This is a genomic window from Neorhizobium sp. 05N33 (assembly GCF_056397445.1).
The window spans coordinates 69,650-93,457 of sequence record NZ_JBFTNK010000005.1 but is presented as its reverse complement, the minus strand read 5'-3'; the positions used below and the strand labels follow the sequence as shown (position 1 = coordinate 93,457).

At 62.2% G+C, this 23,808-nt stretch carries 22 protein-coding genes; 3 read left to right on the top strand and 19 right to left on the bottom strand.

Annotation, left to right across the window (positions count from 1 at the left end):
- Nucleotides 1-22: 22 nt before the first annotated feature.
- Nucleotides 23-1,102 carry an acyltransferase family protein gene (locus AC1DLT_RS15340; protein WP_247139040.1) on the bottom strand — a complete coding sequence of 360 codons (1,080 nt, stop codon included), beginning with the start codon at nucleotides 1,100-1,102 and terminating at the stop codon, nucleotides 23-25.
- Between the two features lie 198 nt (nucleotides 1,103-1,300).
- Between AC1DLT_RS15340 and AC1DLT_RS15335 the strand changes: the two genes are divergently transcribed.
- Complete coding sequence (locus tag AC1DLT_RS15335) at nucleotides 1,301-2,104, top strand: MBL fold metallo-hydrolase (RefSeq protein WP_477487313.1); 804 nt, start codon at nucleotides 1,301-1,303, stop codon at nucleotides 2,102-2,104.
- 54 nt (nucleotides 2,105-2,158) lie between these two features.
- Here the strand turns inward: AC1DLT_RS15335 and AC1DLT_RS15330 are convergent, their stop codons facing one another.
- The 17 genes from AC1DLT_RS15330 to AC1DLT_RS15250 form a co-directional block, all read right to left on the bottom strand.
- Entirely contained in the window at nucleotides 2,159-3,172 is a 1,014-nt protein-coding gene (locus tag AC1DLT_RS15330) for an amidohydrolase family protein (RefSeq protein WP_038546876.1), read from the bottom strand.
- Between the two features lie 174 nt (nucleotides 3,173-3,346).
- Nucleotides 3,347-4,126: an IclR family transcriptional regulator gene (locus AC1DLT_RS15325; protein ID WP_477487312.1), complete on the bottom strand. Its 780-nt coding sequence runs from the start codon at nucleotides 4,124-4,126 to the stop codon at nucleotides 3,347-3,349.
- Nucleotides 4,127-4,218: 92 nt separating this feature from the next.
- Nucleotides 4,219-5,469: a LysR substrate-binding domain-containing protein gene (locus tag AC1DLT_RS15320; RefSeq protein ID WP_477485302.1), complete on the bottom strand. Its 1,251-nt coding sequence runs from the start codon at nucleotides 5,467-5,469 to the stop codon at nucleotides 4,219-4,221.
- An 81-nt stretch (nucleotides 5,470-5,550) separates the two neighbouring features.
- Nucleotides 5,551-6,474, bottom strand: a complete 924-nt coding sequence (locus tag AC1DLT_RS15315; RefSeq protein ID WP_477487311.1) for a methylenetetrahydrofolate reductase — start codon at nucleotides 6,472-6,474, stop codon at nucleotides 5,551-5,553.
- A gap of 92 nt (nucleotides 6,475-6,566) precedes the next feature.
- Nucleotides 6,567-7,979, bottom strand: a complete 1,413-nt coding sequence (gene ligM, locus AC1DLT_RS15310; RefSeq protein ID WP_477487310.1) for a vanillate/3-O-methylgallate O-demethylase — start codon at nucleotides 7,977-7,979, stop codon at nucleotides 6,567-6,569.
- A 162-nt stretch (nucleotides 7,980-8,141) separates the two neighbouring features.
- The gene (locus AC1DLT_RS15305) at nucleotides 8,142-8,876 is read right to left on the bottom strand and encodes a GntR family transcriptional regulator (RefSeq protein WP_105423027.1); all 735 of its coding nucleotides are present in this window, start codon (nucleotides 8,874-8,876) and stop codon (nucleotides 8,142-8,144) included.
- Nucleotides 8,877-9,059: 183 nt separating this feature from the next.
- A complete protein-coding gene (locus AC1DLT_RS15300; protein ID WP_477487309.1) occupies nucleotides 9,060-9,932 on the bottom strand; it encodes an NAD(P)-dependent oxidoreductase in 873 nt (290 codons plus the stop codon).
- Between the two features lie 15 nt (nucleotides 9,933-9,947).
- Complete coding sequence (locus AC1DLT_RS15295; protein ID WP_477487308.1) at nucleotides 9,948-11,003, bottom strand: 4-oxalomesaconate tautomerase; 1,056 nt, start codon at nucleotides 11,001-11,003, stop codon at nucleotides 9,948-9,950.
- A gap of 53 nt (nucleotides 11,004-11,056) precedes the next feature.
- The gene (locus AC1DLT_RS15290) at nucleotides 11,057-11,728 is read right to left on the bottom strand and encodes a 4-carboxy-4-hydroxy-2-oxoadipate aldolase/oxaloacetate decarboxylase (protein WP_477487307.1); all 672 of its coding nucleotides are present in this window, start codon (nucleotides 11,726-11,728) and stop codon (nucleotides 11,057-11,059) included.
- A gap of 16 nt (nucleotides 11,729-11,744) precedes the next feature.
- Nucleotides 11,745-12,473, bottom strand: coding sequence for a PIG-L deacetylase family protein (locus tag AC1DLT_RS15285; protein WP_477487306.1), 729 nt, complete (start codon nucleotides 12,471-12,473; stop codon nucleotides 11,745-11,747).
- 15 nt (nucleotides 12,474-12,488) lie between these two features.
- Nucleotides 12,489-13,445 carry a VOC family protein gene (locus AC1DLT_RS15280; protein WP_477487305.1) on the bottom strand — a complete coding sequence of 319 codons (957 nt, stop codon included), beginning with the start codon at nucleotides 13,443-13,445 and terminating at the stop codon, nucleotides 12,489-12,491.
- A 281-nt stretch (nucleotides 13,446-13,726) separates the two neighbouring features.
- Nucleotides 13,727-14,380 carry a TerC family protein gene (locus tag AC1DLT_RS15275; RefSeq protein ID WP_038546898.1) on the bottom strand — a complete coding sequence of 218 codons (654 nt, stop codon included), beginning with the start codon at nucleotides 14,378-14,380 and terminating at the stop codon, nucleotides 13,727-13,729.
- 380 nt (nucleotides 14,381-14,760) lie between these two features.
- On the bottom strand, nucleotides 14,761-15,642 hold the full coding sequence (locus tag AC1DLT_RS15270; protein WP_477487304.1) for an ABC transporter permease: 882 nt from the start codon (nucleotides 15,640-15,642) through the stop codon (nucleotides 14,761-14,763).
- Nucleotides 15,643-15,654: 12 nt separating this feature from the next.
- A complete protein-coding gene (locus tag AC1DLT_RS15265; protein ID WP_477487303.1) occupies nucleotides 15,655-16,581 on the bottom strand; it encodes an ABC transporter permease in 927 nt (308 codons plus the stop codon).
- 12 nt (nucleotides 16,582-16,593) lie between these two features.
- Nucleotides 16,594-17,577 carry an ABC transporter ATP-binding protein gene (locus tag AC1DLT_RS15260; protein ID WP_477487302.1) on the bottom strand — a complete coding sequence of 328 codons (984 nt, stop codon included), beginning with the start codon at nucleotides 17,575-17,577 and terminating at the stop codon, nucleotides 16,594-16,596.
- Nucleotides 17,574-18,587 (bottom strand): ABC transporter ATP-binding protein, encoded by a 1,014-nt coding sequence (locus AC1DLT_RS15255; protein WP_477487301.1) that lies wholly within the window; start codon nucleotides 18,585-18,587, stop codon nucleotides 17,574-17,576. Before AC1DLT_RS15255 ends, AC1DLT_RS15260 begins: the two co-directional genes overlap by 4 nt.
- Nucleotides 18,588-18,697: 110 nt before the next feature.
- Nucleotides 18,698-20,329 carry an ABC transporter substrate-binding protein gene (locus AC1DLT_RS15250; protein WP_477487300.1) on the bottom strand — a complete coding sequence of 544 codons (1,632 nt, stop codon included), beginning with the start codon at nucleotides 20,327-20,329 and terminating at the stop codon, nucleotides 18,698-18,700.
- Nucleotides 20,330-20,729: 400 nt separating this feature from the next.
- Between AC1DLT_RS15250 and AC1DLT_RS15245 the strand changes: the two genes are divergently transcribed.
- On the top strand, nucleotides 20,730-21,548 hold the full coding sequence (locus AC1DLT_RS15245) for a sugar phosphate isomerase/epimerase family protein (RefSeq protein ID WP_477487299.1): 819 nt from the start codon (nucleotides 20,730-20,732) through the stop codon (nucleotides 21,546-21,548).
- A 41-nt stretch (nucleotides 21,549-21,589) separates the two neighbouring features.
- Here the strand turns inward: AC1DLT_RS15245 and AC1DLT_RS15240 are convergent, their stop codons facing one another.
- Nucleotides 21,590-22,282, bottom strand: coding sequence for a GntR family transcriptional regulator (locus tag AC1DLT_RS15240; protein WP_038546917.1), 693 nt, complete (start codon nucleotides 22,280-22,282; stop codon nucleotides 21,590-21,592).
- A 247-nt stretch (nucleotides 22,283-22,529) separates the two neighbouring features.
- Here AC1DLT_RS15240 and AC1DLT_RS15235 point away from each other — a divergent pair, with 247 nt between their 5' ends.
- A complete protein-coding gene (locus AC1DLT_RS15235) occupies nucleotides 22,530-23,807 on the top strand; it encodes a cysteine desulfurase-like protein (RefSeq protein ID WP_477487298.1) in 1,278 nt (425 codons plus the stop codon).
- Nucleotide 23,808 lies beyond the last annotated feature (1 nt).

Sequence of the window (23,808 nt, the reverse complement as noted above, 5' to 3'; positions counted from 1 at the left end):
AAATAGGATCGTCAATCCGGGATCAGGCGGTCCGCTGTCTCAGGCGGCCGAGACCGTCGCGAAGATGACCAGCAGCGCGGATGATCGCCCGCCGCGCCGCCGGTTCGATGGTCCTTGCGATCACCCAGGCGACGAAGAGCAGGGCAGCAACCAGCACGAGGGCTACGAGCCAGCGGTTCTGATCCGTGCCGAAACGGGCAAACACCGCGTAACCGATATTCTGGTGCAGCAGGTAAAGCGGGTAGGTGAGACCGCCGAGCCCGATCGCCAATGCCGGAGAAATGCGCAGCGACGGCGCCGTGGCACAGGCCGCAACCGCTGCAAGCGCCAGCGGCCCGATGAGCGCAAGCCCGACGACGCTGCGGCTCAGCCCGTATGTTGCGACGAAATCCGGTTCGGTCAGGAAGGGTGTGGCGATCGCCCAGCAGACGGCGGCTGCGAACACGCAGAGGCTCGAAAGGGACGCCTGCTGCCTCACCTTGTAGAGCGCCAGGCCGAATGCGAAATAGCCGGAATATTCGGTGATCAGCAATTTCTGGATCGCGCCGCTGCCAATGAAGGCCTCGTTGACGATCGAAATCGCCAGCCACGCCAGTACGACAACGCGCCAGCCGCGCTCGAAAAGGCCGGTGGCGATGAGCAGGAAAACCCAGAAGTAGAAGATGATCTCGTAGGCGATCGTCCAGTAGGCGCCATCAAGGAACGGTTGGCCGAGGCCGCGCGAGATGATGACGGCATGCGCCAGCCATTGCCTGACCGTTGGCGGATCGAGGGTCGGCACATGCCAGACGGTGAGCACGACGGCGGTAATCGTCGCGCAGACGATGAAGGTCGGCCAGAGCCTGGCAAAACGACCGGCGGCAAAATCATAGGCCGTGCGGCCTTCCGCCGACATGGTGATGACATAGCCGGAAATGGCAAAGAAGATCAGCAGCCCAACATCGAACCACATGGCAAAGGGTGCGAGTTCCGGAAAGCCGATACCGCCACCCTCGCCGGAAATCCGCATGCGAAAGCCATAATGGAACGTCAGCACCATCAGCGCCGAGACGAGGCGCAGGATATCCAGGTTCAGCAGCCGTGGCGTCTTCGGGGCCGTCATCCGATCCTCGGGCGTGAAATAACTTGAAGCCGAACCCTATCGCGCCTGCCTTTGGAAAAGGTGAATCCTTCCCGAAGAATATGAGCGGTTCCGAATGGGTGGCGCTCGAGTGAAGCAAAGGCTTCACTTTCCCCGCCGAATATCGTTTCTTATCAAATTCATGACAGGGCCTGCCGAAGGTCCCTGAGGGAGGGTTCGATGTCGATTTTTCTCTGTGGCGCCTGCGGCACGTCTTTCGGCGACGCGGAAGAGGCGCCGGAAACCTGCCCCATCTGCACAGACGAGCGGCAGTATGTACCGCCTTCCGGCCAGGCCTGGACGACGACGGAAAAGCTTGCTCGAACGCACCGAAATGCTTGGGTTCAGCTCGAACAGGATCTGATGGCGATCCAGACCGTTCCGGCCTTCGCCATCAACCAGCGCGCCCTGCTGCTGCGTACACAGGCGGGAAATATCCTGTGGGATTGCATCGCGCTGCTGGACGAGGCGACGAGGGAGATCATTCAGGCTCTGGGCGGCCTCAGCGCCATCGCGATCTCCCATCCACACTACTACACGACCATGCAGGACTGGGCCGCGGCCTTCGACGCGCCGATCTATCTGCATGCCGCCGACAAGGAATGGATCTGCCGCCCATCGGATTACGTCCGGCTCTGGGACGAGGACGCGTTGGTGCTCTCCTCTTCCGTCACGCTGGTCCATGGCGGCGGACATTTTGCCGGCGGCACCGTGCTGCATTGGACGGGCGAGGACGCCAAGGGCGTGCTGCTCGCCGGCGATATCGTCCAGGTCACGCCGGGCACCGACCATGTCTCCTTCATGTGGAGTTATCCGAACATGCTGCCGCTCAGCGCCGCTGAAGTTGCCGATGTCGCCGAGCGGCTGGCGCCCTGGCCGTTCGAGCGCATCTACGGCGCCTTTTCGCACCAGAATGTCCGCCAGGACGGACGGGCGATCGTCGCCCGCTCCGCCAGGCGTTACATCGACCGGCTTTCCAAATGAAAAACGCGCGGGTGTTGCCACCCGCGCGTTCGATAATTCCGAAAACCGGATCGTTTACTTCAGCCCGAGAAGCTTCTTGGCATTGCCCTCATAGATCTTCTGGCGGGTGGCATCGGAGATGTCCATGTTGTCGAGCACCTTGATGGTCTCGCGGATGTACATCGGGCCGCCTTCCGGATCGAACGGCGCGTCGGACGCGAAAAGCACCCGGTCTTCACCGAAAAATTCGATGGCGTGTTCGATTGCCTTGGTCGAACCGAAGCTCGCCGTGTCGGCATAAAATTCCTTGAAATATTCGAGATGCGGGCGCTCCAGCGCCTTCAGCACGGTCGAGAGGTCGCGGTCGGACGTGCGCTTGCCCATCTGGTCCCAGCCGGCACCGACGCGGCCTTCGAAGAAGGGCACCATGCCGCCGGCGTGGTGGGTGACGACCTTGAGACCCTTGTATTTGTCGAAGATGCGCGAGAACACGAGGCGCGCCATTGCCGCCGAAGTTTCATACGGCCAGCCGAAGGTCCAGAAGATCTCGTATTCCGAACGGTCTTCGGTCAGGTAGTCCGGGAAGTTGGCACCGCGCGACGGATGCAGGAAGACCGGCTTGCCGGACTTTGCCATATATTCGAAGAAGGGCTCGAACTGCGGCAGGTCGAGCGGCTTGCCGCTGTAGTTGGTGAAGATCTGGACCGCACAGGCGCCGAGATCTTCGACGACCCGCTTGGTTTCCGCCATCATCCATTCCTGGTTTTCCATCGGCACGGTGGCGATGAAGGCCGGGAAGCGTTCCGGATATTTGTCGCACAGTTCCTTTTGGGAATCGTTGCCGATCCGGCCGAGGTCATAGGCGCGCTCGGGGCCGGCCAGCTTTTCAAGCGGCGGAGAAGCGAGCGACAGGACCTGCTGATAGTCGCCGCCGAACATGTCCATCACCTGGAAACGACGGTCGAGATCGGTCATCATCGGCACCGCGCCCGAGCGCATGGTGACGTCGGTCATCGTGCCGATATAGCCGATCAGCTTGTCGAAAAAGGGCTTTGGCCAGATATGGTTGAAAGCGTCGATCTTCTTCATGGAATGCTCCTCCTGTCTATCCCTGCTACGGCACCGCGAACTTAAGGGAAGTCCGGTGCCCGAGGGGTTCAAAAAATCCGCGAGCCGAGCGATGTCGAGATCTCGGCCATGCTCCGTCGCGGCAAAATGCGAAGACGGTCGCCGAAAGTCAACACATTTTCTTGCAATATGAGATTATCGGCTTGAAATTCTATGTCGATGCGAGGCGAGCGCGGCGGTGATCTCACCGGCTGCGAACAAGACTTCCCGGCCGATCTCCTCCACAGCGGAGCCACCGACCTGATCTTGCGCGATCGTTACGGAAAAGCTGGCGATGGGGCTCTGGCCCGCATCGAAGATAGGCGCTGCGAAACCGACAACGCCCGGCGTCACTTCGCCATGGGCCACGGCGTAGCCCTTCTTGCGCACCGACTTCAGCCCGTCCAGGACAGCTTCCACCGTATCGCCGGCCCCTGCCGCCTGCCAGTCGTCGAGCGTGCGATTGATCAGCGGCAGCAGATTGCGGCGCGGCAGAAAGGCGACGATGGAGCGGCCGATCGCGCCGCGGCTGAGCGGCATCGGCCGTCCGCGCGGATAGCTGCTGATCGCCTCGCGGCTGGAACTGATCGAATCGACGCAGAGGATCTTTTCGCCGTACCAGCGCACCAGAAGCGCCGTGCATTCGTATCGCCCCGTGAGTTTCTGGAGGTACGGCGCGCCGGACAGGATGAGATTGTCCGACTTCCGCAGCAGATAATCCATCTCCACCACCCTTGGTCCCAGGGTGAAGCCGGTATTCGGCATGGAGGTGAGGAAACCGCTGTCTTTCAGGATCTTCAGGTAGCGATAGAGCGTCGGCCGGCTATAGCCCAGCTCCTCCATCAGCTCTTCCGGCGTCCATTCCAGACGGTCCTCGGTAAAAACCTCAAGGACTGCCTGAAGGCGTTCGAGACTGTTGACGGCCTTTTTTCTCAAGATGCTCCCGCTCTCTGCTGACGGCGCGCAACATCGAGCGGGCCGGCATATGCGGATAACGATAACCACGAAAACTGCAATGGCAAGTGGCGCTACTCGGCGGCGTTCAGCGAAGGCAAGCAACTGCCGTCGGCAGCGCTGACCGTGTCTTCCGTCGCGACCACCCGTCGGATCGCTGCCAGATATTCCGCCTGGAGAGCGGTCGACTGCCAATTGCGGCGAGTGGTGATGCCGATCGACAACGGCCTTCCCGGCACTTCGTAATTCAGAAGCGTCAGGAACCCGGCCTTCAATTCGTGCCGGAGTTGATGACGGGACAGCAGCGCCAGCCGGTCCGTCTGCATCAGGATGCCGCGCAACGCCGTCAGTGAGCCGGTCTCGACTGTTCCCTGCGTCTGCGGTCCATCCGGAAACGTCGCCGCCAGGGCATCGAACGTTCTGCGGTTGGGGGTGCCCTTGCGGGCCACGACCCATGGGTAGGAAGCAAGTTCGGTTGCCGAGACATCCGCCTTGCCGGACAGCGGATGACCGGCACCGGCGACAACCGCGAGGCGGAAATCGAAAAGCGGCTCCTGAACCAGCGACGGCGTCAGGCGGCTGCGCAACGCGCCGATCAGAAAATCGATATGTCCCATCTCCAGATCGCTGAGGAGCTGTTCGTAGCTGCCTTCGAGGATCTCGAACCGCGCCAGCGGATGGGTGAGGGCCAGCGAAGCAATAGCATCGGGCACGATGGTGGTACGCGCCATCGGCAGCGCGCCGATCGATACAAGGCCATCGAACTTGCCGCGCAGCTCCTGCACTTCCTCGGTGGCGTTGCCGAGTTCCTTTAGCGAAAGGCCGGCCCAGCGGGCAACGGCACGGCCGGCACTGGTGAACCGCGTCGCCCGGCCGTCGGCCTCGAAAAGGCTTGTGCCGAGGATCGCTTCTGCATTGCGAGCGGTGCGCTGAACCGCAGCACCCGATTGTTCGAGGATGCGCGCGGCACCCGGAAAGCCGCCGGTCTGGGCAAAGGCCTGCAGGGCGCGCAGGTGGGAGATCGTCAGCCGCCCATCCGCGCCGGAGCCGCGCGAGCCGGAATCCGCCTGGAGTTTCTGGCAGCCGGTCCGGATAAGATCGAGCGCCCTCAGCGATCGGGCCTGGACGACGCGCCCCTCGGGCGTCGCCATCGCATGCCCGGGACCGCGTTCGAGAAGCTTGGTGCCGAAAAGTTCTTCAAGCCGGGAAATCGCCTGCGATGCCGCCGGCTGGGTCACCCCCACGATATCGGCCGCCTGCGTCAGCGAGCCGGTGCGCAGGCAGGCGCAGAAAAGACGGATGTGGCGCAGATTGGGATAGTCCACGTATCTGTCCTCCCCTGCCAATCTCCTCCCGGCAGCGGGTCGAAACGGTGCAAGCCCAGCACTTGCCCCGTTTCGGTTAAGTCACAATGCGATGTTGCGCTCGCCGGTCAGCTGTTCGTTCATCCATTCGGCACTGGCACGGATGCCGCCGAGCGGAAAGACATGGATCTGCTGAAGCAGACTTTCCGGATGGGCGGTCTTGTAGTTGGCGATGTCAGCCAGCACTTCGGTCGGCTCGTAGGGAACCAGGAGCTTGCTGAGATCCATTGCGCGCTTCTGCAGCACGCCGAGCGAGGGGCCGACGCCGCAGGCGATCGCAAACTTGATGAGCGTCTGGAGCTTGGTGGGGCCTGCAATGCCGAGATGGATCGGCAGCTTGATGCCGGCGGCAGCGATACGCTCGGCCCAGGCGATCACCGGCTTGGCGTCGAAGGCGAACTGGGTGGCGATCGCCATCTCCGCATCGGTGCGCTCGGAATAGGCCTGCTTGAACTTCAACGCCTCGTCGACGATCCTGTGACCGCCATCCTTGTCGATATCCTTGTTGCCTTCCGGGTGGCCGGCGACGTGCAGCCGCTTGAAGCCGTAGCGGTCGAACAGGCCGGTCTCGATCAGCTGGATGGAACTGTCGAAATCGCCCGCGGGCGTCGATACGCCGCCGCCGAGCAGCAGTGCCTGTTCCACGCCCGCCTCGTTTCTATAGCGCTTGATCCAGTCTTCCAGGATCGCATGGCTTGCAATGATGCGGGAGGGAAAATGCGGCATGACGGGGAAACCGTCTTCGTGCAGGCGCCTTGCGGTCTGCACCATGTCCTCGATCGGCGTCCCGTCGATATGGGCGATATAGACCCGCGTGCCCTTCGGCAGCAGTGTCTTGAAATCTTCGATCTTCGCCGCCGTGCGCGGCATGACTTCGATGGAATAGCCGTCGATAAGGTCCCTGAAGCTGGCCGGCTCCACGGACCTCTCTTCCTGCTTGCTCCTGAACAAATTTAAAAGTGCCATTGTTGATCCTCCCCCCGTTTAGCCAATGAAAAACGTCCGGTCAGACGGACGGAGCGGCGTGCGAGAACAACCCGTTCTCGCACGCCCATCGCTTAGAGGGCCTTCTTTGTGCGCCAGCTTTCGGCGTAATTTTCACGCGCTTCCTGAGCGTAGGGCACCGCTGCGACGCGAACGCGGATCTCAGCTTGGCGGTGGCCCTGCTCGACCGAGGTCTTGGAGGTGCCGCCATCCGGCTCGCCCCAGATGAGCGTCAGGATGTCGTTTTCCTTGATGTCGGCATCGACGACGCCGAGCGACAGCATGGAACGCTCGTTGTAGCTATAGCCATTGAACATCGACAGGCCGACGACCTTGCCATCCTTCAGAACCTTGTCGAAGCTCGACGAAGCGTAGTTGGAGAGCGGGAAGTCGATCCACTTGGCGGCCTGTTCGCCGGGCTGGAAAGCCGAAGCGATGACCTTGACGACGTCGTCGGAATTCCACTCGAAGGTGACCTTGCGGCGCTGCGGGGTTGCCTTCTGCTTTTCGACGGCGGCGCGACCGACGAAGTCGTGGTCGAACTTGACGTAGACGCCGTAACCCAGCTCGTAGGGGTTGAGATAGTAGTCTTCGATCTTGTCGGAGACGTAGCTGCCGCCGATCGAGCCCGAAGCTTCGTAGCTCTGGGCAGAAAGCCAGTCGCGATAGGCCTGCAGTTCGTCGCCGGTGTAGATCGCCGGAAGCGGCGACGGAATCCAGCCGGATTCCAGCGTGTTGGTAGCATAGGCGCGGCTGCCGACGGGGCGCAGATCGACGCCGGCTTCTTCAGCAGCCTTGATGATGGCGGCGCGGACTTCGTCCTTCTCCGCATACGGACCCCAGATTTCGAGACCCGGAGCGCCGGCCATGCCGTGGCGCAGAGCCTGGACCTTGCGGCCGCCGACATTGATCCAGTCGACGTGGAAGAATTTGATTTCCGGGATAGGGCCGCCGTTCATCTTTTCGAAGACCTTCGGCGCATCCGGACCCTGGATCTGGAAGCGGTAATGGATGCGGGTGACAAGCTTGCCGTCCGGACGCGAGGGCGAACGCGGGTCGTGGGTCAGCTTGACGTTATGCTTGCCGAGCGACGCGTTGTAGAGCAGCCAGTTGGCGGTCGGCGCGCGGCCGACGAGGACGAACTTTTCTTCCGTTTCGCGGAAGATGATCATGTCGCCGATAACATGGCCGGCAGGCGTGACCGGAACGTAGTGCTTGGCGCGGTCGACGCCGAAATTGGCGAAGCTGTTGATCGACAGGCTTTCAAGGAACTTGGCAGCGTCCGGACCTTCGACGACCAGTTCGTCCATGTGATGCGACTGGTCGAAAAGAACGGCGCCCTCACGCCATGCAGCCTGTTCGGAACGCCAGTTGGAAAATTCCGGAGCCACGACCGGGTATACATAGATGCCGGTCTTGGAGTTGCGCAGATGCTCGACGGTGTTGCCCGCATCCTTCAAAACTTGAGTGAGATTGGCCTGAGTCACGGAATTCCTCCCTGTGGTTTGTCTGTGGCTTGAGATGTCGTGTATACATGACGGCATCGGCAGACAAATTCAAGGGGAAATATTCGGCAGGCTGATGATCGCCTTCGGATAGTAAACCGAAGGCTTCCGGCCATCAAAAACCTTCAGCGAACACCCGGGCTCTCAAGAGTTGAGGAGCACCAGGCCGGGAACGGTCAGCATCAGTTCCGGATCCTCGAAGACCGCATATTCGAGGTTCTTTCGGGCGATGCGGGCATGTTCGCGGGCGATAAATTCTGCTCTTGCACCTTCACGGCCGGCGATCGCCTGCACCAAAGTGCGATGTTGTTCCTGGGCGATATGCAGCGACTGACGGAAGGCCGCCACGTGGGCCCGGCCTGACAGGAAAGCCGATGGCGACGCGAACGGCAGCCGTGTCGCGCGCTCGACCTCCCGCTGGATTACCGTGCTGCCGGAAAGCTCGACCAGCACCACATGAAACTTTGCGTTCGCCTCCGAATAGGCTTCCAGATCCACCTCGTCGGCGGCTTCCCCGAAACAATCGTCAAGCCGAGCCTGGATTTCCCGAAGCTGGTCCAACCCTGCCTGCGAGACGCCGCGTTCGGCGGCAAGCCGCGCCGCCGTCCCTTCCAGCACGCCGCGCAGCTCGATCGCATCGACGGCATCGGCATAGGTGAAGCTGCGGACCACGAAACCACCATTCGCCAACCGGTCGAGCAACCCCTCCTCCGCAAGACGCGACATCACTTCGCGCACCGGCGTTCGGGAAATCTGCAGCGTCTCGGCCAGCGAAACTTCGAACAGCCGGGTGCCGCCGGGATAGTCGCCGCTGAGGATCTTCTTGCGCAGCTCCATCAGCGCACGCATCGTGTGGGTCGTTCTTGAGGTCTCTTCCAAATCCGCACCTTTGCCTGGAGACAAGCCGGCGCAACCTCCGCCTGTCGATCGGCAAATCTTAGCCACATCTGATGGATTGGCCAAGCCTCATGTATACAGGGGGTTCAGGCTGTGGATGATGGTGCGGGATTTGGAGCGGAAAAGCATGCCGCGTATACAAGGCAACGCCCTGAAGACGCGATCTTATTTGCCTTGACGCCGAGCCGAAAGGACCCGCGCAATTGTATCCCTGAGATCGCCGGTCGGCTTCACGCCGCTTGCTGCCATCTCGTCCTGGACCGCGGCAATCTCGCGGGCAAGACCGCCGTTCAGCCCCAGCGCATCAAGCGTGACGCCGCTTTCGCGCATCTCGGCGGCCCGGCGGCGGCCGTGGCGGGTTGTGCGCTCGAGCTGGTAATCCGGGAATTTCGACCAGTCGAGGCCTGGAAAGCTCTGGGAGAGCGAGGTCAGGATCTCCTCGAAACAGCCCGAGGCCTCCGCGGCAAGAAGGGCCTCGACAGTGATTGCTTCAAGACCTTTCACGAACACGGAGCGCACCATCTTGATGGCCGTCGCAGAGCCGACCGCCTCTCCGGCAACATCGGCGCTGAAGCCGAGACCGCGAAAACGTTCCAGAAGCTCGGCCGCGCTTCTGCCGGCAATCAGAACCGGCGTCGCATGGCCCTTCGGATGGACAGGGGCCATCACGGCCATGTCGAGGTAGTCGGCACCGGTCTGGTTGACCAGCGCGGCGGTCTCGCGCTTGCGGCCGGGGGACACTGAATTGATGTCGATCAGCAGCGCGCCTTGGCCGAGATGCGGCGCGATTGACTGGGCGGCAATGAGGCTCTGATCGGCGGTGACCGCGCTGAATATCCATTCGGCATCGGCAAGACCCGCAGGCGAGGCTTCCGGCCGGACGCCGCGGCTGGTCATCGCTGCCTGCATCTCCCCCGCCTTTTCGGCGTCGTCGAGCAGCAGGTCGTAGGCCCGGAATTCGCCATCCTCAAGCTTCGGCGCCAGGCTGTCGTGAAAGGCGCGTGCCGCCTCGCCAAAACCCAGAAATGCGATCCTCATGCCCGTGTCCTACCCTCAGTCGCCAAAAACCACGCCGTCGAAAAGCTTGCGCGCTGTGCGCAGCACCGCCGCACGATAGACCTCCCCGTCCTTCATGGTGGCGATGACGCTCATCTCGCCGGTCGGGTGCTCGATCGACAGCAGCTTCTCGTCGCCTTCCGGAATGACCGCGAGTTCAGACGCCGGACCTTCCGGCAGAAGGCAGGCGGTTGCGACGCTGACCGCGCCGAGCACGCCGATCGCATCATGGCACGTATGCGGGATGAAAGTGCGGGTCGAGATCGCCCCGCCCGCCGTCGGTGCAGAGACCATGGTCATTTTCGGCACGGATTTCTTCGCAACGTCGCCGAGGTTCATCATCGGCCCGGCTTTCAGCCGGATCGCCTCCAGCTTGGCGCGCAGCTCCTGGTTCGCTTCGAGATCCTTCGGGCTCTCGGTGCCGGCAATTCCGAGCACGTCGCCACGCATGACGACGCAGGGCATGCCGTTGTCGATCAGCGTGCAGGCGACGCCTTCGATCACGTCCACAGCGTTTCCGGTCGGCAGCAGCGCGCCGCAAGAGGAGCCGGCCGTATCCGCAAACACGATCGGCACCGGCGCTGAAGTCCCCGGCACGCCGTCGATCCGGGCCTCGCCCTTGTAGGTCACCTGGCCGCCGGGCGTTTCGATCGTCGCGATGGCGATTTGCCCGGTATTTTCCATGAAGATCGAGACTTCGGTCTTTTCGCCCTTGACCGGCACCAGCCCGCGCTCGATGGCGAAAGGCCCGATGCCGGCAAGGATATTGCCGCAGTTCTGCGCGTCGGTGACGATCGGCTGATCGACGAAGACCTGCAGGAAGAGATAGTCGACATCGACCCCTTCCCGCTCGGACTTTCGGACCACCGCCACCTTGGAGGTCAGCGGGTGGGCGCCGCCCATGCCGTCGATCTGGCGGGGATCGGGCGAACCCATCACCCGCAGCAGGAAGTTGTCCCGATCGGTGGGCAGGTCCTCGGCGAGGAAATATCCGCCTTTGGATGTGCCACCACGCATCCACATGCAGCGCACGCCGGAATCAATGTCACTCATCTCGATCTCCCTTCTTCTCCCCAGCGGGGAGAAGGGAAAGCGGCCTCCACCGCTCAGATATACTTCAGGCCTTTTTCGGCGAGTTTGCCGCGCATGTCATAGATATCGAGGCCGAGTTCGCCGGCCGCAAGCCGCTTGCGCTTGTCTTCTTCGGCGGCGACACGGGCTTCCGCCTTCTTGGCAACCGCTTCGGCTTCCTCGCGGGCAACCACGCAGACACCGTCGTCATCGGCAACGATCACGTCGCCGGGCCGAACATAGGCGCCAGCGCAGACGACCGGAACGTTGACGGAGCCAAGGGTTTCCTTGACCGTGCCCTGGGCATAGACCGCCTTCGACCAGACCGGGAATTTCATCTGGGTCAGATCGACCACGTCACGCACGCCGGCATCGATGATCAAGCCCCTGCAGCCGCGCGCCTGGGCGGAGGTGGCGAGCAGATCGCCAAAGTAGCCGTCTTCGCAAGGGCTGGTCGGGGCAAGCAGCAGGATGTCACCTGCCTTCAGCTGCTCGATCGCAACATGCAGCATCCAGTTGTCGCCCGGAGGCGCCGAAATGGTGACGGCGCTCGCCGCAAGGCGCGCACCCGGATAGATCGGCCGCATGTAGCTGGCGAGCAGGCCCTTGCGGCCCTGCGCCTCATGCACCGTAGCGACACCGCATGCAGCCAGCCGGTCGATGACCGACTGATCCGCGCGTTCGATATTCTGGACGACGACCGCCATCAGAGTTCGCCCCCTTTCAAAGTTCGTCGACGGTGCGCGGGAAGACCGACTGGAAGCCCTCCGCATGGGTCGACTTGCGTCCGCTGGCCTGGCCGCCGGAATTGCGCATGAAATGGTTGCCGCGGTTCTCGGCGACGTTCTTGTAGAAGTGCCAGAGATGTTCCTGGCCTTCCATGCACTGGATGGCCGTCCACTTCTTCTCCCAGACGGACGAGATGTCGAGGAAGACGTCCGGCTTCCATTCCATCTGTTCGGTCTGGTGCGGTTCGAAGAGATAGAGCTGCGGTGCGCCGAGGATCTTTTCGCCCGGATTGTGGCCCCAGGCCTGGGCGATCATCCGGGCTTCGATCGCAACCTGCGTCGCATACATGTGGTCAGTATTGTAAGGGTCCCACTTGGAATGGGAGAGCATGAATTCCGGCTGAACCTTGCGGATCACGTCGACCAGCTTGAACTTGGCGTCCTGATCGACGACCAGCGGGTAATCGCCGAGATCGAAGAACTGGATGTCGGTGACGTCGAGGGCCTTGGCAGCATTTTCCGCTTCCCTGCGGCGCTCGGTCTTCACCTTTTCGAGCGTCATGCCTGGGTTCTTCCAGAGCTTGGCGCTTTCGCCGCGCTCGCCATAGGACAGGCAGATGACGGTGACGTCGTAGCCCTTTTCCTCATGAAGCGCGATCGCGCCGCCGCAACGCCAGACGAAATCCGCCGAATGGGCGCTGATGACCAATGCTGTCTTTGCCATGGGATGCCTCTTGACTTACTTGTGTGCCACCGGCGGCGTGCCGTGTGTGTGGAAGGTTTCGATCGTCTTCATCCCCCAGGCCTGGCCCTTCTTGCGGTCGGCTTCGGTCCAGACGACCGGCTTCCAGTCCGGACGAAGGATGAGGCGCGCGCCTGCATTGGCGAGCTCGACACGGTTGCCGGCGGGCTCCCAGACGTAGAGGAAGAACGTGCCCTGGATCGCATGTTTGTGCGGGCCGGACTCGATATGAACGCCGTTTTCCAGGAAGATGTCGGCGGCACGCAGGATGTCCTCGCGCTGGTCGCAGGCATACGTGACATGGTGGAAACGGCCGTGAGAACCGGTATGGTCCTCGGAGCAGGCAAGATCATAGGTCTTGTTGTTGATGGTGAACCAGCAGCCGCCGAGACGGCCGTTGTCGAGCTGGATCATCTCGGTAACCCGGCTGCCCAGAGCCGTGGTCATGAATTCGCGGATCAGGCTGACATCGGCAGCAAGCAGATTGACGTGATCGAGGCGGCGCGGGCTCGCGCCGCGGCCATGATAACGCTGGGCGATGTTCTTCAGCGCCGGCTTCTCTTCCGGTGGCGCCACATATTCCCTGGTGTCCCAATAGAGCTCGAACAGGTGGCCGTCGGGGCTCTTGAACTGGTAGGCCCGACCATGGCCGAGATCGCCTTCGCTCCAGCCGACGCCCCAGCCCTTTTCTTCGATCACCTTGACGCGGCGCTCCAGAGCTTCGGCGGACGACGTGCGATAGGCGATGTGGCCGACACCGGTGGTGTGATGCTTGGTGAGCTTCAGCGTGTGGAATTCGTAGTCGTCATAGGCGCGCAGATAGACGCTGTCGCCCTCGCGGCCGCTTTCGGTCAACCCGTAGACACGGGTGAAAAAGTCGAGCGACTCGTCGAAACGGTCTGAATAAAGCTCGACGTGGCCGAGATGGGCGACATCATAACAGGGTTCGGTCATGGCTTTTCCTAGATGATCGATCGATCGCGCCCGGCGGATAGGCGCATCTCCTCCAAAAATCGAGCCCGCGTCCTCCACTCCAACACGGCCGGCGCATGGGGCACCGCAGCTTGGCATGAAGACATAAAAGCAGATCGGCAGCCTGACGAATAGGTTCTGCTGACGCGGCATAAGTTTTGGTTGAGATCAGGGAAAAGCGGCTTGGCAAATGGCGAGCGAAGACGGGGCTTTAAAGTCCCGAAGGAAACGGCGCGACGGCAGGACCGCCGCGCCGGAAGACATTACCCACCGATATAGGGCGCAACTTCGTGAAAGCCGCGCCAGATCATTTCGAGCGCGACGTAAAGGATGACGGCGAGACCGACATAGGCAATCCAGCGATGTTTGTTGAGCAGGCGGGCGATGAAGCTCGCCGCAATACCCATCAGCGCGATCGACAGGACCAGACCAAAAATCAGCACGCCCGGATGTTCGTGGGCAGCACCGGCAACAGCGAGCACGTTGTCGAGCGACATGGAGACGTCGGCAATGACGATCTGCCAGGCGGCCTGGGCGAAAGTCTTGCGCGGAGCTCCGCCGGCAACCGTGCCATCGGCGTTGAGGTCGGCCTCCAGCAGCGCTTCGCTGGCTGTATCCTCATGATGATGCGGCGTACGCAGCTCCCGCCACATCTTCCAGCAGACCCAGAGAAGCAGGACGCCCCCGGCCAGCAGCAAGCCGACGATCTGCAGCAGCTGGGTCGTGGCAAGCGCGAAACCGATACGCAGCACAGTCGCCGCGATGATACCGACCAGAATGGCTTTGGACCGCTGTTCCTTCGGCAGGCCGGCAGCCGCGAGACCGATGACGATCGCGTTGTCGCCGGCCAGCACGAGGTCGATCATGATAACCTGCAGGAGCGCGGACAACGCCTCCGGCGTAAAGAATTCCATCATTTGGCACCCAATCTCTTAAAAGGCGGGAGTGCCCGCGTGTGGACCGAGACGAACCTAAGACGCTCACGACCTGCATTCCGCCTGCCGTGTAGGTCACCGCCGTTGTCGTCACATGATTTCCACAAACACCAGGCACCCAAGTTGGACTAATCCAGTCCGACATCACAGCTCAGAGATGAACTGTCAGAGGGGCCCGGTCCTGGTGGCCTGAGATTTAGCGGCATGATTGCAGAAACTCAAGTGGCGAGTTTATGAAACAGCCCGCAATAGCGCTGTTTCCGGCCGGATTGTTGACGATCCGTTGCAATTCCACCCCGCAATACAGATGCAGGTGGCGGCCGGTCTTGCGGCCGCCACCTGAGATTACGCCACGTTTGGGACTACGAAAGGGTCGGGTCGAGCTTGTCGCGTAGCCAGTCGCCGACGATGCTGATCGACAGGGTGGTCAGCATGATCACCACCGAAGGGGCAAGCATGATCCACGGCGCGCGGGTCAGGTATTCGCGACCGAAGCCCACCATGTTGCCAAGGCTCGTCTCCGGCGGCTGCACACCGAGACCGAGGAAAGACAGCCCGCTTTCCATCAGGATGATTTCCGGGAAAGTCAGCGTCATCGAGACGATCAGGGTTGAGGCGACGTTCGGCAGGATATGATGGAAATAGACGCGTGCCGGCGTCGCACCGAGCTGGACGACGGAGGCAGCGTATCCTTGAGAGCTTGCCGAGATCGCCAGGCCGCGGGCGATGCGGGCGTAGCGTTCCCAGCCATAGAAGCCCATGAGGCAGACGAGCAGCACCATGGACGAGCCGAAGAAGGCAAGCACGGCGAGCGACATGATCAGGAATGGCAATGCTGCCTGGAAATCGGCAAGCACCAGCACGAGATGCTCGACCGCACCCCGGAACTGGGCTGCCGCGAAGCCGAGCGCCGTACCGAACACCGCCGACAGGATCGTTGCGCCGAAGGCGATGATCAGCGACACCCGGACCGACTGGAGGAGGCGCGAAAGCACATCGCGGCCGAGCTCGTCGGTACCGAGCAGATGTTTGAGGGCGCCCGGATGGGAAAGGCGACTCGACAGATCCATCGCGGTGATGTTGTAGGGGCGGATCTGGTCGGCGAAGATCGCAACCATCACCATGGCCGCCAGCCAGAGAATGCCGAGACCGACGGTGAACGGCACGTTGCGGCGAAGGCGGGTGACGAAAGTCGCATACCAGCCCGGCGTCCGCGCGGTTTCCGACAGATTGATCGTAGCCATATCTCTTTATCCTCAATGCGCCGCGTTGGAGCGAAGGCGGGGGTCGAGCCAGCCGTAGAGCAGGTCGACGACCAGGTTCGAAACCACCATCGCGGCGGCGATGATCAGCAGGATGCATTGGACGACGGCAAGGTCTCGGTTACTGACCGAGACGATCAGCAGGCGGCCGATGCCCGGCCATGAGAAGATCGATTCGACCACCACGGCCCCGGCAATCAGCGAACCGACCATGAAGCCGACGATCGTCACGATCGGCACCGCCGCATTCGGCAGCGCATGGTTCCAGACCACGTCGCCCCATTTCAGGCCTTTGGCGGAGGCGGTGCGGATATAGGGCTGGCCCATCACCTCGATCATGGCGCTGCGCGAGAAACGGGCAAGGATGCCGATACCGCCGATGCTCATGGTCATCGTCGGCAGGATGCCGTGCATCCAGGTATCCTGGCCGCCGGATGGCAGCACGCCGAGGATGACCGCGAAGATCAGCACCAGGAGGAGGCCCATCACGAAGGACGGGATCGTGAAGCCGAGTACCGCAAGCAGGATCACGCCACGATCGGCAAAGCTCTGCCGATGCAGAGCCGCGTAGACGCCCGCCGGGATGCCGAACACAAGCTTGAGAAGCAGCGCCGGCAGCGTGAGCTGCAGCGTCGCAGGCAGGCGCTGCAGCACCAGATCCAGTGCCGACGCCTTGTCACGCATCGACACGCCGAAATCGCCGGTGAAGATCGATTTGATATAGGCGACGTATTGGATCCAGAGCGGCTGGTCGAGCCCCCAGGAACGGCGGAACGCATCGACGGCTTCCTGCGGCACGTCCGGGCCGAGCATGACCTGCGCCGGGTCGCCCGACATGCGCAGCACGACGAAGGCGAAGGTGACGACGGCAAAGATGGTGATCATTGCCCGAAGGAGTCGGACGGCTATGAAGCGGATCATCAGGAACTCCTCTCAGGCCGCAATCGAGGCCGATTCGCCGGCCACGACATGGCAGGCGGCCGTGCGTCCGTTGCCGATCGGGCGGAGCTGCGGCACGACGGAACGACAGACGTCCTGCGCCAGCGCGCAACGAGGGTGGAAGGCGCAGCCAAGTGGGCGATTGGCCGGATTCGGCGGCTCGCCCTGGAGGATGACGCGTCCCTGGAGGATCTTGCCCGGCACCGGCACGCTTGAAACCAGCGCCTTGGTATAGGGATGCTGCGGCGAATGGAAAATCACGTCGGAAGAGCCTTCCTCGACGATCCGGCCGAGATACATCACCGCTACCCGGTCGGCGATGTTGCGCACCACCTTGAGGTCGTGGCTGATGAACACCATGGCGATGCCGTTCTGCTCCTGCAGATCGCGCAGCATGTTGACGACCTGTGCCTGGATGGAGACGTCGAGCGCGGAAACCGGTTCGTCGCAAACCAGAAGCTTGGGACGTGCGGCAAGCGCGCGGGCGATCACCGCGCGCTGCCGCTGGCCGCCCGACAGTTCGTGAGGGTAGCGCCCGGCCTGATCCGGACGCAGGCCAACGGCCGTCATCAGCTCGGCGACGCGGGCCTCCTGGTGTTGCTTCGGAATGAGCCTGTGAATGTCCAGCGGCTCGCCTATCTGTTTTGCGATCGTCACGCGCCGGTCGAGCGCTGCCAGCGGATCCTGGTAGACGAACTGCATCTTGGCCCGCAGCGCGCGCCATTCCGGCGTCTTCAGGTCCGGCATCGGCTTGCCTTCGAACCGGACCTCGCCACCCTGGGCGGCATCGATGCCGAGCAGCATCCGGCCGAGAGTCGACTTGCCCGAGCCGGACTCGCCGACAACGCCCAGCGTTTCGCCGGGCTTCAGTGCCAGCGAAATGCCGTCCACAGCGCGCACCGGATGCGGCTGTGCAAACAGGCCGCGACGGATCTGATAGACGCGGACGAGATTGTCCGCTTCGATAAGGGCGGTCATTGCAGCATGTCCTCGGTCATTCTGGTTCTTGTCTCGACAGGCTCATTGGCCGGAACCGGCCGGAAGCAGGCGAGTTGCCGGCCGTCGGCCGACGTTTCGAGCGAAGGGCGCTCGCTGCGACAGGCCTCGACCGCGCGAAAACAGCGCGGCTGGAAGGAACAGCCTTCGGGCAGATGTTTCGGGTTCGGAACCGTGCCGGGGATGGGGATGAGCCGGTGGCGGGGACCGTCGATCCGCGGGATCGCGTCGAAAAGACCGCGCGTATAAGGATGGCGCGGCTCGGAGAAAAGCTGGGCGACAGTGCCTTCCTCGACGATCCGGCCGGCATACATGACGCAGACGCGCTCGCAAACCTGGGAAACGGCGCCGAGATCGTGGCTGATGAACACGGTCGCCATGCCGGTCTCAGCCCGGAGCTGGATCAGCAGGTCGAGGATCTGCGCCTGGATCGTCGCGTCGAGCGCGGTGGTCGGCTCGTCGGCGATCAGGAGGTCCGGCTCACCGGCAAGCGCCATGGCAATCATCAGCCGCTGACACTGGCCGCCCGAGAATTCGTGGGGATAGAGGTCGAAACGGCGGCGGGCATCGGGAATGCCGACCATGTCCAGCAGCCGCAGCGCCTCTCTTTTGGCCGCATCGCCCCGGAGGCCACGATGCAACGACAGAGCCTCGACGATCTGCCGGCCGATCCTCAGCACCGGATTGAGCGAGCTCGACGGGTCCTGAAAGATCATCGCGATCCGGCCGCCGCGCACCCGCTCGAAAGCCTCGCGGGGACCGCCCGCGAGTTCCTGCCCATCAAGCTGAACGGAGCCGCTGACACTCGCCTTGCCGGGAAGCAATCCCAGAGCAGCAAGCCACGTCACCGATTTTCCGCATCCCGATTCTCCGACGAGACCGACTGCTTCGCCCCGGCCCACATTGAGATCGATGCCGTGCAGAACCTGGACGCCGTCAAAGGCGACCTTGAGGTCACGCAGCTCCACCAGATTGGACGATGCTCTATCCATATCCCGCCATACTCCTGCCTCCCGCCGGTTCCGGACCGAAGACATTGCCGCTTTTGAAAACAGACGCTCCGGCGGCCGCATGGTCGCCGGAGCAGAGGAGAACAATCCGATCAGATCGCCCAGTTGGAGGAGCGGAAGTCCATCGCGAAGGCCGGAGCAGCCTTCCACTTGAGCGATGACTTCATGCCCGTGAACACGGCGTTCTGGTGCAGGACCTGGTAGACGGGGTCTTCGCGCTCGCAGATTTCCAGCATGCGGGCGAAAGCCTTCTTGCGGGCAGCTGCATCGGTGCTGGTTTCCAGGATCGAAGCCATCTGGTTGGCTTCCGCATTGGTCCAGTCCTTCTTCTGCTGCACCTCGCCGTTCGGACCGAACTGAGCGACGATCGAGGAGACCGGATCGCTAAAGGCGGCCGAGGCCGACCAGTCGCGAACACCCTTGACGCCAGCCGGATCGTGGATCTGGCCCCAGTTTTCCTTCATCTCGATCTGAACGTTGAGGCCGACCTGCTTCCACATCTCAACCATGATCTGACCGTTCGAGGTCTGGTTGGTGTAGTAGTTGTTGAGAAGGCGGAACGGGATTACGTCGCCCTTGTAACCGGCCTGCTTGATCAGGTCCTGGGCGAGCTTGGCGTTGAATTCCGGAACCTTCCAGCCCTCGACGAACATCGGGCCGTAGAACGGGAACTGCAGACCGGCCGGGATCTTTGTCTGGCCGGCCCACAGCGCTTCGACGATCGCCTGGCGGTCGATCGAATGCGTCATGGCGCGGCGCATCAGCGGGTTGGCAAGGATCGGGTTCTGAGTGTTGAAGACCGAGATGCGGTGGTTGTTGATCGTCGATCCCTGAACTTCAAAGCCTTTGGCAGCCTTGACGGTGGCGATCTGGTCCGGCGGCAGGTCGCAGGCGAAGTCGTATTCGCCGGAGAGCAGGCCGTTGACGCGCGAGGCGACTTCCGGAACTTCGACGAAGCGGATCTGGGCGAGCGGCGGACGGCCACCCCAGTATTCGTCGAAGGCAACGAGCGTCAGCGAGACGTCCGGCTTGTATTCGCCCACCATGTAGGCACCGGTCGTAACCGGCTTGCGGGCCCAATCGACGTAGGTCTTGGCTTCGTCCCAGGCGCGGCGGTTGGCGATCTGGCTGCCGAAGGCGTAGAGGCGGCCTTCGAGCGTGACGTCCGGCGTCGCGTTGTGGAAACGGACGGTGTATTTGTCGACGGCTTCGACGCCGGCAAGTGCCGGCCACAGGCGGCGGCCGATGCCGGGGATGGCGGCCGGCAATTCCTTGGCGGTCACCGGCTTGTTGTCGTCGGCAAAGATGGTCTTGCCGCCGGCAGGCTGAGTGGTGCCGAACAGGCGCTGGGCGGAGAAGCTGAAGACGACGTCTTCCGCGGTCAGTTCGTCGCCGTTGTGGAACTTGACGCCCTTGCGGAGCTTCAGTTCGAGCGTCTTGTCGTCGATGCGCTTCCATTCGGTTGCAAGACCCGGAAGCGCCCCCTGATTGCCCATCCAGTCACGCAGGATGAGGCCTTCCCAGAGGTTCGGGAAGAAAACGCGCTCGCCGACGTTCGACTGTTCGTTCCAGATGTCGAGCGTGTTGTTGTTGGTGATCTTCTGAACGGCGATCGTGATCGACGGGCGCTTGGCACCCTGGGCGAACGAGAAGCGCGGCAGGATCAGCGAACCGGCAGCGGCGCCGGCAAGTCCGAGCGTGCTGCGGCGGGTGAAGTTGACCATGGAAATTGTCCTTTGGCTTCGGTTAATGGACGAGCTCGATCAGCCCCTGCGAGCTTGAGCGGTGACGGCTAAGGGGTTCGCAGAGCTTAGGCCGCCAACGGCACGCCATCCGTTCGGGCTGCGAATGCGAAAGCCGCCCGCCCCGATGAACAACGATGAGAAGCGTCTTGCTGCAGCTCACGACTACCCCCTGATTTGCAGGGGCTATTTGGCCAGCCTGTGTATCAGTTCCGTGACGCTAACTTGGCGATTCGATGAAATTGAACACGCATGCAAATTTCATCATCTCGTGTTACAAATGTAATACTGTCGACACAGAATTCTGAGATGGGGAGCCTGCGCGGATTTCTTCCTGCGCGTCCCTCCCCCGATATTTCCTTTATTTTTGACGGAGTTTTCCATGTCTTCCCTCCCCGTGATCGGCGCCGCCATGACGCTTGGCGAGCTCGAAGTTCATCGCAACTGGCTTTTCGAAAAACAGCGCGATCTCGAACTCCAGGATTTCACCACCGCCGACGTCCTGAACGGCGACTGGACGCCGCTCGCCGCCCGCGCCAGGAAGCTGCTGGACGGTTTCGAAGGCCGCCTCGGCATCCATGGCCCGTTCTGGGGCTTCACCATCGCTTCCCAGGATCCGGACATCCGCGCCGTCGTCGCCAAGCGCCTGAAGCAGGGCCTCGACGTCTGCGCTTCGATCGGCGCGACGCAGATGGTCGCCCACAGCCCCTATACGACCTGGTCCTACAACAACCTCGACAATAACAGGGGCGAGGCCGAGCGCGTCGTCGAGCACGTGCATCTGACGATGAGGGACGCCGTTAAGCAGGCGGAAGATATCGGCGCCGTCATCGTTCTGGAAAACATCGAGGACATCGACCAGCACGTCCGCGTGGCACTCGCCAACAGCTTCAATTCGCCGGCCGTCGCGGTCTCGATCGATACCGGCCACGCCCATTACGCGCATGGTTCCACCGGCGCGCCGCCGGTCGATTATTATGTGAAGGCAGCCGGCAACCGCCTGCAGCACGTCCACCTGCAGGATGCCGACGGATATGCAGACCGCCACTGGGCGCTCGGCGAAGGCAATATCCTCTGGCCGTCGGTCTTCCAGGCACTTGCCGATCTCGCCAGTAATCCGCGCCTGATCGTCGAGATCAAGGACAAGTCGAAGATCCCGGCTTCGGTCGAATACCTCGCTTCGCTCGGCCTCGGCCAGTAAGCCTGACTTTCAAAGCTCAACCCCGGCGCACGGCGCCGGGGTTATCGCAGTTCCGGAGACATATCCCGCAGGTGCGACTGGGTGGCGAGGATATCCCCCACCATCATCTCCCGCGCGAGCGCGCCGTTGCGCTCGCGAAGCGCCGCGACGATCCGGAAGTGATAGGACGAGAATGGGTGTACGACGCCCTTGTCGAATTCCTTTTCCACGTAATTGGTCAGCATCCGCATATAGGGGCCGAACCGCAGCCAGAGCATTTCGATATGCTGGGGCAGCACCTCCGAACGCGAAGCCTCGTAGATGCCGAAGTGGAACTCCTGGTTCTTGCGCAGCATGCCGTAGACGTCGCCGGCCTTGCCGGTTTCCTCATGCTCGCGCGCAAGCACTTCCGAACGGTCGATATCCTCGTCGGTCATATGTTTGGCGGCGAGTTCCGTCGCCAGCCCCTCGAGCGCGATGCGCGCCTGGCAGAGATCGTCGAGCCGCTCGCGCGAAACCGCCGGCACCCGGGCCGAGCCGTTATGGCCGATTTCCAGCCCGTTTTCCGCCGCAAGCCTCCGGAGCGCCTCGCGCACCGGCATGTGGCTGGTGCCGAACTCGGTTGCCAGCGACGAAATGGTGATCGCCTGCGACGGGGCAAAGGAACCCCACATCAGCGCCCGGCGCAGCTGTTCGTAGACCGTATCCTGAACGGTCACGCGCGACGTGACCTTCAAAAGCCCGCTATCCGCCATCCTTGCCCTCTGATCCCGTTCAAATCACAACCAGGCCTCGCATAACAGGCCGCGCTCTTCAAGTCTCCCGGCGTCCGGCCATCTCCCGTTCGCGACGCGTTTCCCCTTGATCAAATGCCAATGGCACAATAGAACATTTGAAAGTTTGATCAAATGCTCATTAGGCTGCGAGCAAACATAAATAGGGGGAGGCTTATTATCACCTGTATCCCTCTTCATCGATAATACGACACCCTGGGAGAAATCCATGAACACGCATGTCACGGCAGGCGATAACCTCGCCAAGGCTTTTCCGGTCGATGAGCTGAGGCTGAAATTTCCGGCTCTCCAGAAATACAAGGACTTCATCTTCTTCGAAAATGCCGGCGGTGCCCAGGTGCCCCAAGCCGTCGTCGATGCGGTTGCCGCCCATCTCGTAGACTGCAACGTGCAGCGCATGGCGCCCTATCTCCACAGCCAGGGCGTCGACCGCACCATTGCCGAAGCCCGCGTCTCCGTCGGCCTGCTGGTCAATGCCTACCGTCCGGAGGAAATCTCCTTCGGCCTCAACGCCACGTCGTTCATCCGCCTCGTCAGCCTCGGCATCGCAAAGATGCTCCAGGAGCGCAACGAGATCATCGTCACCGACATGGACCATGACGCCGACATCGCCACCTGGATGGCGCTGGAGGCAGACGGTGCCAGGATCGTCTGGTGGAAGATGCGCGAAGATGGAATGCTGCATACCGACGACCTGAAGCCGCTCCTGAACGACAAGACCCGCCTGGTCGCCTGCACGGTGACCGCTCATTCGATCGGCACGATCGTCGACGTGGCAACCGTCGGCAAGCTGGCGCATGCGGCCGGCGCCGAGGTCTTCCTCGATTGCGTGCATTACGGTCCGCACGCGCTGATCGACGTCCAGGCCTGGGGTTGCGACTATCTCGTCTGCTCCGGCTACAAGAATTTTTCACCGCATATGGGCTTCCTCTGGGGCCGCTATGACGCGCTGGTCAAGCTGCCTACCTTCAAGGAAGACTTCATTCCGGACGTGCCGCCCTACAAGATCGAGGTCGGCACCTTCACCTACGAGAACGTCGCCGGCATGAATGCTGCCGTGCTTTATCTCGAAGAGCTCGGCCGCAGGTTCCTCCCCGAAGGCGAACATTCGCGCCGCGATGCGCTTGCCGCCGCCATGGGCGCCATCCGCGCTTACGAACAGACGCTGTCGAAGAAGATGCTGTCGGTCTTGAAGAAGCACGGGGCGACGATCTACGGCGTATCCGACGAAGCGCAGGTGGAAAAGCGCGTTCCGACCATCTGCTTCAACATCCCGGACCTGACGCCGCAATATCTGTCGGCCGAACTCGGCAAGAACAATATCGGCAGCCGCGACGGCCATATGTTCGCGCCGCGCCTGATGAAGCGCCTCGGGCTGACCATGGAAAGCGGCTGCATGCGCGTCTCCATGGTCCACTACAACAAGGCGGAAGAGATCGACCGTTTCGACATGGTGCTCGGCGAGATCATCGCCAAGACCAGGTGAT